Here is a 12,231-nt window from a genome sequence, read left to right as displayed (position 1 = left end):
GCGGACAGCACGCCGACCGCTGTCACGTCTTTGAGCGCGAGCGTACGAGTGTCGATAGCGCTCGGCTCACCGGCCAGCCCGATGTACACGACGCGGCCGCCCGGCTCGACCCGCTCCAGCGCGGCGGCCGGCAGGCGCGCGGAGTTAGAAGCGTCGATGACCGCGTCATAGGGCACGTCCGGGATGGCATCCGGCTGCCATGCGTTGGCGAAACCGAGCTTGCGGGCGAATGCGAGCGAGTCCTCGGTGCGGCCCATAAGGTGCACCTCGGCCCCCCTGGCGCGCAAGAACATCGCGACGAGCAGACCGATGGTCCCCGGACCAAAGATCAGTGCCCTGTCTCCACGCTGCAAACCAGCGCCCTGAGCCGCACGCAGCGCGTTGCCGCCGGGCTCGACCAGCGCGCCGAGCTGCGCATCGACCGACTCGGGCAGGGCGTGCAGCGAGGTCGCCGGAACAGCGACCTGCTCCGCGAGAGCACCGGGGCGCCCGGTGCGAATCCCGATCTCCTGCAGGTTCTCGCACACGTGGTGACGCCCGCGAAGGCACCGGCGACAGGTGCCGTCACCGATCATCGTGTCGCCGGTCACGCGGCGGCCGAGCCACGCCGCATCGACGCCCTCGCCGATCTCGGCGACACGGCCGGCCCACTCGTGCCCGAGCCGCATCGGATAGGCCGAGTGGCCTTGGCGCAGGTAGGCCATCTGGCCGGTGAAGAATTCGACGTCCGTGCCGCAGACTCCCACGCGCTCGACATCGACCACGACCTCGCCGGGCACGGCGACAGGAGCCGCAACTTGCTGCACCGAGTACTCGCCGGGAGCGGTCAGAACGAAGGCGCGCATCAGACGTGGCGCTTCAGTCTTCGTGGCCGGCTGTGCGGGCACGACCGGCTGTCTCGGTCTGCGCAGCCACCGTGCGGCGCCAATCGGGCCCGACCGTCTTGGCAAGCGCCTGACATACTGCCGCGGCCAGCGCCGGGCCCTGCTCCGCGAGTAGCCTGCGTGCCTTCGCAGTCAAGGTGAGCGCGATGCCGCGCCGGTCGCCGCTCACCGACTCGCGCGTGACCAGACCGGAGTGGCTCAGGCAGCCGACCTGATACGTCAGACGGGTCTTGGGCCGGCCGAGCAGTTCCGCGATCCGCGTCATCCGCAGACTCGCACCCGGCTGCTCGGCCAACAGACACAGCACGAGGAACTCGTCGTGCGAGATGCCGAAGGTCTGCTTGACCTGCTTGGCCATGATCTGTTCGACCGTCCCGGCCGCCGAGAGCATCCGCATCCACAAACGCAGCTCCTCCGGCAGCAGCGCGCCCGCACTCCCGAGCGTGCCGGCCTCCGGGGACGGCGTCCCAGGAGAGAGCGTCCCGGGAAAGGCGGGGTCCGCGTGGTTGGTCATGGCTCCATGGTAACTGTCGTTCAAATTTGGATTTCATGCTAGCGTGACGTTCAAAATTGGATGAGTGGCTCGGTCGCCGATCCGCTCAGCCTTCGCTCTCTTCCTCGTCGTAGGAGACCCCGATGACCGCAAGCGCTCCCGGCCAGTTCGTACTCGACCCCGCACGCTCCACCGTCGCCTTCCGGCACAAGACCATGTGGGGTCTGGTGACCGTGAAGGGCACGTTCGCGAGTGTCAGCGGCGAAGGCAAGCTCGACGCGGATGGGAGCGCCAGGGGCGTGATCAACGTGCGCGCCGCCTCCGTCGACACGAACAACAACACGCGCGACAACCATCTGCGCTCAGAGGCCTTCTTCGATGCCGAGCGGCACCCGGTCATCAAGTTCGACGTGCTGGCCGCCGAACAAGGCACGGACGGCACCGTCCGCATCGACGGCCTCCTGACCGTCCGCGACGTCACCCACCCGCAGTCCATCACCGCCACCGTGGCCGCGACCGAGCCTGCGGGCGTCACGCTGGTCACCCAATTCGACGTCGACCGCGCCGCATTCGGGATCACCTGGAACCAAGCGGGCATGATCCGCGGCGCGGCCACCGTGTCGGCCACGCTTCGTTTCACCCGGGCCGGCAGCTGAGAACGGCGGCGTTCAGCCGTCCACGAGCAGGCCGCGCAGCGGCCCCTGAAGGCGTTCGGCGTGACGCGACACGTTCGGCAGGAGCGTCAGCCGGTGAGTACGCGGTTCGCCGCTTTGCTCCCGGCGCGCCTGTTCCTCAGCGATCGGCCGCCATAGCTCGTCGATGACGCGGGCTGGTTCGCCGGCGATCTGATCCTCAGGTCGTTGCAGGTGCTCGGACCACAGACGCAGCCGGGTGGCACGCGCGAGGGCCGAGTCGTTCACGACGACGTTCACCTCGGTGTCGTTGAACAGCGAGTGTTCATTGAGGTTGGCTGAGCCGATGGTCAGCCAGGCGTCGTCCACGATGCCGACCTTCGCATGCACGTATACCCGCACCGGGCTGATCATGTGATCTGCGAGCGCGCTCACCGTGGTGGCCAACACCCTGCGATGGCCGTCGTCCGCGTCTAGCAACCGGCCGAGCTGGCCACGGCTGGTGTCCGCGCCGTTGTTCGGCCGCTCGGGCAGCACCAGCAGCACCCTGAAATCCTCGGTCGGTGGGCGGCGTAGCTTGCGCGCGAGCACGTCGACCACTTCGGTGGACCACAGGAACTGGTTTTCGAGGTAGACCAGCGACTCGGCGCTACGCAGGGCATTGAGATACTGCTCCAGGATGGAGAAATCGCCGCGCGGCGCGAAGCGATAGGTGCGCTCTGGCACGGTGCGCGCGAGCTGAACAGCCGTCCGGCCGGCCGCGGGTGGCGCGGCGGCGGCAGTAGGCAGGTCTTCGCCCGCCGCTTCCCGCCAGCGCTGCGCGAAGTGCTCGGCCACATCCGCGACGATCGGGCCGCGCAGCTCGGTGGCCGCGTCGTGCCAGCCCAGCGGGCGGTTGGGCAGATGCAGGGGACTGTCGCGCCGGTCGCCGGCGAGATCTGTTAGATCGATGCCGCCGACGAACGCCAGTTCCCCGTCCACGATGACCAGTTTCTCGTGGTGGCAGTGCATCGTGCGCTCTCGCCGGTCAAGGACGCAACGCACGTTGGAGCGCTCGGAGAAGCCGGCACACGCCTGCTCGACCATGGATCGCGTGGGCTTGAACAGCGGCAGGGGAGGACCACCCCAGAGCAGAAGTCTGACTTCAGCCCGCTGCGCCACGTCGGCGAGCAGGTCGCGCAGCGCGGGCGCCTCCGGTTCCCGGGTAAGCCGGAAATCGGGGGAGGCGAACCAGCCGGCGATGTGCACGAACGACTTCGCGCCCGCGATCGACTTGGCGATCGCGGCCAGCGCGTCGTCGCCGTCGACATGTACGCGTACCGCGTTGCCCTGCCTGACGGGATGCGCAACTCCGGTACTGGTGCTGGAATTCGACGGGTGCGGACGCTCGCCAGCGTCAGTGCTATCGTCCCCGTCGCCTTGCAGCACCCGCGCCCAACCCAGCCGGGACAACCTACGACGATGATGGGCGCGCACCAGCCCGTCCAAGCCCGCGCCGAGCCGCTCGTCGACGACTCCGAGCCACGCCGCGCCACCGAGCGCGTGCCGCAGGCGTGCCACAGTGGGTGCCCGGCTGCCTGTCTGACCTGCACCGTCCATCACACCTGCTTGCCCTTCCTGGCACTGGACAAACCGGCCGGATCTGGCGGTCGGGCAAGGAGGGCGTAGGCTGCGGAGGACGGCGCGGGAGATCGGTTGCTGTCAGTGCTCGTGTCGGTGGTTGCGGCGGTGCGGCCGAAACGGCCCGGGCCCGGGACCGGATCGGCGTGATCGCGCGCATCGATCCGGTTCGGCTCGATGCAGGTTCAGTGTTCGACGGTTCCCGGCGACAGGAGATCGCAAGTCATGGCGCGTAGCAGCGGCGTCCGCGGAAGCAGGGTCGGTTCGGGCCCGATGGGCGAGAGTGAACGTGGCAGCGCGGCGGCCCAGGTCGCGGTGCTCTATTGGTGCGAGGCCGACCATGTGACGCGGCTGCGTTTCGCGGACACGGCGGACGTACCGGTGTTGTGGGAATGCTCCGTCTGCGGGCTGCCCGCGGGCCGGGATCGCGAGAACCCCCCGGTACAGGCACCGGTCGCGCCGTACAAGACGCACCTGCAGTACGTCCGCGAGCGGCGCAGCGAGGCGGAGGCCGAGATCCTTCTCGCTGAGGCCCTCGCCCGGCTGCGCGCGACCGCCTGATACGTCCGGCGGGGCCGCCGTACTACGCCGAGCGGCGAGTGGACCGCTCGGGTGACGGGCGGCGGCCCTGCGTGCTTGCGCGCCGTTGGCGTTCGCTCGTCTTTCCGGCGGTCTGCCGATTGACTCGAGCGGACGTGCGGCCCGGCGTGCTGTCGGTGCCGGTCTGCTTCGCCGCTTGTCCGGCAGTGGTCGCGGCTGCGGGGCGCTGCCTGCGCGACCGGCCCTGCCGCTGACCCTGCCCCTGCTGGCCTCGCTGGTCGCTGGGGCCGTCCGTGGCGGCGAGCGGTCCGGCGAAGGTGCGCTGTCCGGGCGCCAGCCGCTCGAGCATCGGGTCACCGGGGGCGAGACGCGTCGTCGTCGCGTTGATGCCCGCCTTGCGGGTCAGTTCTCCCACTTCCTTGCGCTGCGAGTCGGTCATCAGGGTGATGACGGTGCCGGAGGCGCCGGCGCGCGCGGTACGTCCGGAGCGATGAAGGTACGCCTTGTGCTCGACCGGCGGATCGGCGTGCACGACCAGCGCCACGTCATCCACGTGAATGCCGCGCGCGGCGATGTCCGTGGCCACCAGCGTGCTCGCCTCACCGCTGACGAAAGCCGCCAGGTTGCGCGTGCGGGCGTTGTGCGCGAGGTTGCCGTGCAACTCCACGGCGGGGATACGGGCAGCGGCCAGCTGCCGGGCGAGCTTGCGCGCGCCGTGCTTGGTGCGGGTGAACACGATGGTGCGCCCCGGCGCAGCAGCGAGGTCCACGACGAGCGCGAGCCGGTGCTCGGGCTCGATATGCAGGACGTGGTGCGTCATGGTGGCGACCGGAGAGCGCTCGCTGTCCACGCTGTGCGTCATCGGCGCGTGCAGATAGCGCGTCACCAACTGGTCGACGCCGCGGTCGAGCGTCGCCGAGAACAGCAGCCGCTGACCGGCCGCGGGGGTCTGGTCGAGCAGCCGCTTGACCGTGGGCAGGAATCCCAGGTCAGCCATGTGGTCGGCCTCGTCGAGGACGGTGATCTCCACCGCGTCCAGCGAGGCGCGGCCGGACTCGAGATGGTCGGCCAGGCGGCCAGGGCAGGCGACGAGTACGTCGAGCCCGGCGCGCAGCGCGCTGATCTGCGGCCCGGCACCGACGCCGCCGAACACGGTGGTGCTGCGCAGGCCCAGCTGCCGGGCGAGCGGCTCGAGCGTGTCGTGGATCTGCGTGGCCAGTTCCCGGGTCGGCGCCAGGATCAGCGCACGGGGGCGGCCCGGCCGGCGTGCCGCGGGCTTCGCGGCGAGCCTGGCGAGCACCGGCAGCACGAAGGCGAGGGTCTTGCCCGATCCGGTGCGTCCGCGTCCGAGCACGTCGCGCCCGGCGAGTGTGTCGGGCAGCGTCGCCGCCTGGATGGGGAACGGCTCGCTGATGCCCGCGGCGGCGAGCGCCTTGACGAGGGCGGCGGGCACGCCGAGTGCGGCGAACGACGGATTGGACGCGGCGGCGGCGACCGATGAGGTGCCTGCCGTTACGGGTGTGGACTGGCGCCTGACGGCGCGCGTGGCTGTCACAAGGACTCCGAACCTGGTAGATGCCGCGGGGCTCGACCAGCCGGAAGACGCCAGCGAAGAGAACAAGCGGCGCGGGCCATTCGATCGGCCCGCAGGCTCAATCCTAGTGGAGTCGGTGGGGCGATGCTGCCGCGTGGCGGTGCGGCGACGTACGCGCGGCTCCGCTGTCACCTTCGGACACGAACGCTTCGCGCTGGATCGTGCGGTCGATCTGAATGCACGTAGTGGCGGGACCAGGTTTTTCAGACGCACGAGACCGTTGGGGCTGGGCGGCGAGCCCAGCCCCAACGGTGTTCGTACTTTGAGCGCTTCCCTACATGTCCTCGAGGACTTCCGCGAAGGCGATCACGACGCCGCCGGTAGCGTGCTCGAGGGTAGCTCCGACGAGCGGACCGGCTTCCGCTGCGGCGGCGCTGGCCGCCGCGTAGTCGTCGAAGTAGAGATCCAGCAGCCGGTACGCCGGGGTCGGGCTTCCGTCTTCCTTCGGCCAGACCTTCGAGGCCTGCAGCCGCGTCAGGCCGGGCAGCTTGCGCGCGAGCGCGAGTTGGTCCGGGTAGGCTGCCTCGAAGGCCTCCGGGTCGGTGGGGTTGGAATAGACAAAGGTGATCTTGGTCGGATTGCCTTGCTGCGTCATGGATATCCTCCTGGCCGTTAGTCTCAGCAGATGCCAGCGAGCGGACCCAGGCCCGGGCGGCGCCGGGCGATGGCGTATAACAGAGCGCTGACTCCTCTCACTGTTCGTCGATCGTAATCAGAGGAATGGGCAGCGACCATGACCGCTCCGCCGGGAAACCTTGCCGATCGTCCAGCGACACCAGCCGACGTGCTCGGCCTGGACGCGGGCGATCCGCCGCATGATCTGCTCTCGCAGCTGCTGCGCAGCGTGCGCCTGAGTGGAGAACGGATGAGCGCGTACGCTCCGCCGCGGACATTCTCGATCGGCTTCGCGCAGGCCGGGAGTCTCCACCTCATCGAAGAGGGCGAAGTCACCGTTCGGATCGACGCAAGCACGCACGTTGAGCAGGTAAGTCGCGGCGACGTCGTCCTGCTGCCGCGCGGCGACGCACACCACATCGGCGACACCGCTGAGCGCGGCGCGCCCGAGGCGGCGCGGTGGCTGTGCGGAACGTTCACGATCGGCGATCCGCAGGCGAGTCATCTGCTCAGCAGCCTTCCGGCCATGATCATCCTGCGCGGCGGCGGCGGTCCGGCGCTCGAAGGGCTCGACGTCGCCCGCAGGATGCTGCTCGTCGAGATGCAATCGCCCTCTCAAGGGTCGGCGGTGATGGTCGCCCGCATCCTCGATCTGATCTTCATTCAGATTCTGCGCGCCTGGGCCGCCGGCCCGGACCCAGAACCGAACTGGCTAGCCGGTGCGCTCGACCCACAGATCGGCCCGGCCTTGAGCGCCATCCACCGGGACCCGGGCCACGAATGGACGGTCGAGGATCTGGCCCGCGCGTGCTGTCTTTCCCGGTCGGCGTTCGCGGAGCGGTTCGCCGCTCGTGTCGGCAAGCCGCCGGCCACCTATCTCGCGCACGTCCGCCTCGACGCCGCTATCGGCCTGCTGCGCGATACCACCCATCCCATTGCCCTCATCGCGAAAAGCGTCGGCTACACCTCGGAGCCGGCATTCAGCCGCGCGTTCAAGCACCACTACGGCATGCCGCCGGCTCGTTGGCGGCGAGACATGCGATCTCGCTGATCACCTGCGACGGCGACCAGGTCACCAGTCAAGTCCGACGGCGTGCCTAGGGACGCGGCGCGCTAGATCGGGAAGCGGCCGCGGCGCCAGTACCAGTGGCCGCCGGCTTTGAGATGGTCGGCGATCGCGCGCTGGAGCACGGTGCGGCGCGGCAGCTGATCGAGCGGTGTGCTCAGGCTGCGGAACACGAACCGCAGCACCTCGACGTCGCAGTCCAAGCCTTCCGGCTCCTCGTAGGGCTCTAGCTCGAAGCGGCGCTGGAACCGGACGATGTTTGAGTCCTCGGGCAGATACTGCGCCAGCTGCGGGTCCAGCAGCCACGAACCGCAGGAGAACGTCTCGTAGTGCTCGTCGGGGAAGTGGCGCGGGAAGAACGCGCGGGCCTGATCGAGCGACGCATCGACCGCCTCGGGGGTCAGCGGCCCGGAATCGGGGATGTGCACGTCGATCGAGGTATCGGTGCGCTGGTGGTGCAGGCGGCCCAGTTCGTAGACGCTGCCGCGCGAGTGCAGCGTCAACCAGCTCTGCATCACCGGCCAGCCCTCGCCATTCATCCGCCGGTCGACCGCGAGGTTGCGGCCAAGGTCCGCGAGAGTCACCCACGACACCTCCTCGGCGATGCCGTGGTCGCGGTGGTACCTCATGGCGACGTCGACCAGAGCCAGGTACGCATACACGTAAAGGTGCCGCCACGCGTGACCGCGCTCACGCGGTAGTTCCGGACCGGGAGACAACCAGCCGTAGCCTCCGAGATCGGCGCGGACCAGGGCGATTGAGCGGTCGAGCAGCCACCGCAGCTGCGGCGTCCACTCCGGAGAATCCGCATCGGGCCAGCCCGCCATGATCTCGGCGGCATCCTGCGCCCGCACCGCGAGCCGCTCCAGGATCGCGGGCGCGTCGGCCTTTGCGGGCAGCGGAGCCGACGGCCGGCCGTCGGCGAGCCGGTGCACGCGCTCGACCTCGTCGACGGGCACCCCGAGCTGTGCGGCGCTCTCCTCCAGATCCACGCGCACGACCCTACCTGCTGGGTGCGGCGCACCGGCCATGGACCACTGATCGGTTCACGCAACGGCTACTGGTACGTGCACAGATTCAGTGGATAGCAGCGGGCGAAGTCGCTCACGGAGACGTTGCCGCTGGAGGTGTTGGCGGGGGAGCCGGGAGTCGGCGGCAGCGCGTAGATTCCGTAGCCGCCGTCGTGAGCGGTGTGGTTGTTCGTGATGCTCGCTCCGCCATGCAGCGTGTACAGGTAGATGCCACCCTCGACCGGCAGGCCGCCGGGGTCGGTCGCGCCGTCCGGGCTGTCGCCGTTCGTGGTGGCCTTATTGGCGCTTACGGTCAGCGTCCCGTGCGGCATGGGGCCCGAGTCCACGAAGTAGACCCCCGCGGTGCGGTTGTGGCTGAAGCTGTTGCCCGAGACGGTGTCGCCCGGTGAGTCGGAGATCGCAACACCGATGTCGTTGTTGGCGAAGGTGTTCCCGGTCACCTGCTGGTTGGCCACGTCGGCGAGTGTCAGCGCGGTGTCGGCTGCGCTGAATGTGTTGCCCTGGAACACGTCGTTGCCGAAGCCGAAACCGTCGTTCACCACCGGGCTGTTGACGAACGTGCTGCCGGTGACGGTGGTGTCGCCCTCGATGTTGAAGGTGACGGTGGTGTTCGAGAACGAGTCGCCGGTGAAAGTCGGGCCGACGCTCTGTGAGAAGAACACCGCTCCGCCGGCGATCTGAGAGTGGGTGACCGTCACCGCACCGACGTTGAGCTGCGCGAAGATCACGTTGCCTTGGGTGTGCAGGACGCGCGTGTCCGAGATCACCAGCCCCTTGCTGATCGGGAAGCGGCCGGTATCGATCACGGGCGCGGCGACGCCGCTGTCGTTCGTCAGCAGCAGCGCGCTGAACGTCGCGCCGTCCGCGTTGGAGAGTTGGATGGCGCTGCCGAAGTGCGCGATCGTGCCATTGGTCACGGTCACACCGCTGATCTGCGGATTGTCGTCGACGATCTGCACGCCGACGCCCGACCCGCCGCCGCGGATCGTATGCCCGCCGAGATCGAGCGTCACGTCGTCAGCCCCGATGCTCAGCGCGTTGCCGGGGCAGGTCAGGTTGTCAGCCACGGTGATGCTGGTGGTGATGACCTCACCGCAGGTCACCACCACCGGTGACGTTGCGGGTCCGGCGAATGCGGCCCCGCCGCTCAAGCCGCCGGCCGCGATCGTCAGGACGGTCGCGGCGCGGACCATGGAAATGCTCCTCAAGCTCAACCCCTCCCCAGGTTGACGCGTTCGAGGAAATCCCACCCCTGGGAAATCCCCCTCGACCGCCAGGATGTCATAACTCAGAGGTTTGATTCAATGCGCCGCGCGGTGTAATCCTGACGATCGGGGCGTCGAAGTCGGTGTTTTCGACGCGGCGTCACGGGCCTCTGGCGATTACTGTGTTGCCGTCGCGGGTGTTGCCGCGTCGCTTCGGTGACGCGTCACCGTGCGTCGATGGAGGTAAGGATCCTTATGTGCCGGTTATTCGCCCTGAGCAGCGCCCCGAGGCGCTCGAAGGCCACTTTCTGGTTGCTGGACGCCCCCGACAGTCTGAGCGCGCAGAGCCGGCGCGACCCCGATGGCACCGGGCTGGGTTACTTCGCCGCCGACGGGACCGCGTGCGTGCATAAGGCGCCACTGGCGGCCTATCAGGACGCTGCCTTCGCCAGCGAGGCCAGGCAGGCGTCCTCCACCACCTTCCTCGCGCACATCCGCTATGCCTCCACTGGCGGCCTGGAGACCCGCAACACGCACCCCTTCGAGCAGGAGGGCCGCCTCTTCGCGCACAACGGGGTGATCGAAGGCCTCGACCAACTCGACGCGCGCCTCGCTGAGGATCTGGCGCTGGTCAAAGGCGACACCGACTCCGAACGGTTCTTCGCCCTGATCACCCAGCAGACCCGGGCCCACGACGGGCAGATCGCGGCCGGTATCGAGCACGCCGCTCGCTGGATCGCGCAGAATCTGCCGGTGTACGCGCTCAACCTGATCCTGATCACCGCCGACGAGCTCTGGGCGCTGCGTTACCCGGACACCCATGAGCTGTACGTGCTGGAACGCCAAGCCGGGGGCCGCCACGGCGACCGGCACCTGGAACACAGCGGCACGGCCGGGCGTATGCGCGTCCACTCCGACGACCTCGTCGACAACCCGTCTGTCGTGATCGCGAGCGAACGCATGGACGAGCATCCCGCATGGCGCCTCATGGAGCCGGGAGAACTGCTGCGCGTCGGCCGGGATCTGCGCGTCACCCGGCGGCTCGTCCTTCCCGACCCCCCGACCCGCCAGCTCACGCTTGACGATCTGCGCCCCGACGCCGCCGCCTCGCAGAAAGCCGCCTGATCAGACCAGACAAACGGGTTCGGACCGGTAGACCGACCACGTACGGTCGGTCTACCGGTCCGAACTAGATTCCGGGCCTGCTTACGAGACTTACGAGGTGGCTACGTCGTCGTACAGGGTGTACGTCGGGTCGCCGGTGTAGTCGTCGTCCTTGCTCGTCAACGTCAGCGTGTAGCTGTGGCCTGCGACGATGGACGCGGTCTTCTGGACCCAACCCGAGTTCGCCACGCACGTCTTGGCCAAGACGGTGGTCGTGGTGCCGGTCGTGTTGTCCTTCAACGTGGCCGTGGCCCAGTCGTAGGTAACCGTGTCCGGGCAGGTCACGTCGTACCAGAATGTCAGCTTGGTGTTCCCGGACGCCGCCGTGAAGGTCTGCGTGATCGAGGACGTGTTGCTCGGGCTGGTGCTGCCGACTTGCGCCGCATACGTGCCCGAGTGCGGGCCCGAAGTCGTCACCGAGGTGACACCGCTGGCCGTCCATCCGGACAGCGAACCGGTCTCGAAGCCGCCATTGGCGACGGCGTTTCCGCCGGTACCGCCGGAGGTGCTGACAGCCCAGCTGAAGGACGCGGAGCCGCTGGCGCCGGTGCTGTCCTTCGCGGTGACCGTGACGCTGTAGGTGGTGGCGGTGGTCGGGGTGCCGGAGATCAGGCCGCTGCTGGAGATCGACAGGCCGGCGGGCAGGCCGCTGGCACTGTAGGTCAGGCTCGCGCCGCCGGAGTCCGAACCGCTGATCTGCAGCGAGACCGCGGTACCGACCGTGGAGCTCTGCGAACCGGGGTTCGTCACGCTCACCGTGTTGCCGCCACCGTGATTCACGATCGCGTGCGAGATGGCGCAGGAGTTGGTGTCGTTCGACCAGCTGGCCTGCTCAGCGTAGGTGCCGAAGGAGCCGAAGCTGATGTTGGCGGCGCCGCCGGAGGTGCCGGGGCTGAGCCACGCGCACTCGTCCGAGTTCTCCTGGCCGTTGTACGAGCTGCCGCTCTGCTGGTTGGTCCAGCCGCCCGCCGGGTTCTGGTCCGACATCATCTCGTGCCACTCGTGGCCGAGCGTGATGGTGTAGCCGTCGGTGGTGCCGGGGGAGTTGACGAAGCCCACGCCGCAGCCGGCACCGGAGTCGATGTTGTAGGGCTGGTTGGAGAAGGCGATGTCACCGTAGGGGGAGGACACGGCGCCACCGGTCAGGGTGGTGTCACCGTTGTAGTCGTGCCAGGCGCAGTACTGGCCCTGGTAGCTGTCCGGGTTGGTGCCGTGCGGGGACAGGATCACGTAGTAGGCGTAGCGGTTGGACGCGGCGGTGGTGTTGCCGAAGTGCGCAGCGGCGTTGACCGCCTCGACACCCAGCTGGTGGCCGCTGGCGGTCTGCGGCTCGGCGACGGAGTTGTCATACCAGACGCCGGCCAGCACGCCGCCGGTCTGGTAGGGG

12 protein-coding genes are annotated in these 12,231 nt (G+C 68.8%); 4 read left to right on the top strand and 8 right to left on the bottom strand.

The features are described 5' to 3' along the window. Both VN779_RS13630 and VN779_RS13625 read right to left on the bottom strand, forming a co-directional pair. Positions 1–845: zinc-dependent alcohol dehydrogenase (locus VN779_RS13630; RefSeq protein WP_325723139.1), on the bottom strand; the 845-nt coding region annotated here is incomplete at its 3' end. Between the two features lie 13 nt (positions 846–858). Further along, positions 859–1,398 carry a MarR family winged helix-turn-helix transcriptional regulator gene (locus tag VN779_RS13625; RefSeq protein ID WP_325723137.1) on the bottom strand — a complete coding sequence of 180 codons (540 nt, stop codon included), beginning with the start codon at positions 1,396–1,398 and terminating at the stop codon, positions 859–861. A 122-nt stretch (positions 1,399–1,520) separates the two neighbouring features. Here VN779_RS13625 and VN779_RS13620 point away from each other — a divergent pair, with 122 nt between their 5' ends. Further along, positions 1,521–2,033 (top strand): YceI family protein, encoded by a 513-nt coding sequence (locus tag VN779_RS13620; RefSeq protein WP_325723135.1) that lies wholly within the window; start codon positions 1,521–1,523, stop codon positions 2,031–2,033. A gap of 12 nt (positions 2,034–2,045) precedes the next feature. On the opposite strand, the gene VN779_RS13615 is transcribed toward VN779_RS13620, so the two are convergent. Next, entirely contained in the window at positions 2,046–3,608 is a 1,563-nt protein-coding gene (locus VN779_RS13615) for a phospholipase D family protein (RefSeq protein WP_325723133.1), read from the bottom strand. A 246-nt stretch (positions 3,609–3,854) separates the two neighbouring features. On the opposite strand from VN779_RS13615, the gene VN779_RS13610 reads away from it, so the two are divergent. Further along, positions 3,855–4,190 carry an RNA polymerase-binding protein RbpA gene (locus VN779_RS13610; RefSeq protein WP_325723131.1) on the top strand — a complete coding sequence of 112 codons (336 nt, stop codon included), beginning with the start codon at positions 3,855–3,857 and terminating at the stop codon, positions 4,188–4,190. Between the two features lie 22 nt (positions 4,191–4,212). Here VN779_RS13610 and VN779_RS13605 read toward each other — a convergent pair whose 3' ends face one another. Together VN779_RS13605 and VN779_RS13600 are read right to left on the bottom strand one after the other, a co-directional pair. Further along, entirely contained in the window at positions 4,213–5,724 is a 1,512-nt protein-coding gene (locus tag VN779_RS13605; protein ID WP_325723129.1) for a DEAD/DEAH box helicase, read from the bottom strand. Positions 5,725–6,037: 313 nt separating this feature from the next. Further along, positions 6,038–6,358 (bottom strand): EthD family reductase, encoded by a 321-nt coding sequence (locus VN779_RS13600; protein ID WP_325723127.1) that lies wholly within the window; start codon positions 6,356–6,358, stop codon positions 6,038–6,040. Positions 6,359–6,496: 138 nt separating this feature from the next. Here VN779_RS13600 and VN779_RS13595 point away from each other — a divergent pair, with 138 nt between their 5' ends. Then, a complete protein-coding gene (locus tag VN779_RS13595) occupies positions 6,497–7,429 on the top strand; it encodes an AraC family transcriptional regulator (RefSeq protein WP_325723126.1) in 933 nt (310 codons plus the stop codon). Positions 7,430–7,491: 62 nt separating this feature from the next. Here the strand turns inward: VN779_RS13595 and VN779_RS13590 are convergent, their stop codons facing one another. Together VN779_RS13590 and VN779_RS13585 are read right to left on the bottom strand one after the other, a co-directional pair. After that, a complete protein-coding gene (locus VN779_RS13590) occupies positions 7,492–8,436 on the bottom strand; it encodes an acyltransferase domain-containing protein (RefSeq protein WP_325723124.1) in 945 nt (314 codons plus the stop codon). A gap of 65 nt (positions 8,437–8,501) precedes the next feature. Further along, a complete protein-coding gene (locus VN779_RS13585; RefSeq protein ID WP_325723122.1) occupies positions 8,502–9,668 on the bottom strand; it encodes a right-handed parallel beta-helix repeat-containing protein in 1,167 nt (388 codons plus the stop codon). Positions 9,669–9,935: 267 nt separating this feature from the next. On the opposite strand from VN779_RS13585, the gene VN779_RS13580 reads away from it, so the two are divergent. Then, positions 9,936–10,805, top strand: coding sequence for a class II glutamine amidotransferase (locus VN779_RS13580; protein WP_349260782.1), 870 nt, complete (start codon positions 9,936–9,938; stop codon positions 10,803–10,805). 90 nt (positions 10,806–10,895) lie between these two features. Here the strand turns inward: VN779_RS13580 and VN779_RS13575 are convergent. After that, a partial coding sequence (locus VN779_RS13575; RefSeq protein ID WP_325723118.1) for a putative Ig domain-containing protein occupies positions 10,896–12,231 on the bottom strand: 1,336 nt, incomplete at its 5' end.

Origin of the sequence: Actinocrinis sp. (genome assembly GCF_035605935.1) — a bacterium.
Taxonomy (GTDB): domain Bacteria; phylum Actinomycetota; class Actinomycetes; order Streptomycetales; family Catenulisporaceae; genus Actinocrinis.
This window is presented reverse-complemented; position numbering and strand designations above follow the sequence as displayed.